The sequence below is a fragment of the Photobacterium sp. R1 genome (assembly GCF_054600795.1).
The window spans coordinates 1-253 of sequence record NZ_BAAHZP010000743.1 but is presented as its reverse complement, the minus strand read 5'-3'; the positions used below and the strand labels follow the sequence as shown (position 1 = coordinate 253).

General features: G+C 43.5%; 1 pseudogene. It reads right to left on the bottom strand.

Going from position 1 to position 253, the window contains the following annotated elements:
• Positions 1 to 192: pseudogene (locus ACYP03_RS27045) on the bottom strand (hypothetical protein); the annotation flags it as partial.
• Positions 193 to 253 lie beyond the last annotated feature (61 nt).

Here is a 253-nt window from a genome sequence, read left to right as displayed (position 1 = left end):
CGCATCTTCAATCTGATCTTTATAGGTCACACCGATATAAATCCCCAGACCCACCAGGGCAATGACAATGTATTTCAACATAGCTATCTCACTGTTATTTTGTTTATTCTCAAGCAGTATACCGCCAGCACAGATCGTAAGCTTGCCACTTCGCTCCCAGAAAACAAGACCAAAACCAATATAAGCGACCAAGTATGACTTTCAGCTGACAATTGCTTAAGGTCACTGTCAGTGCCTTTCATGCCACTGGTGC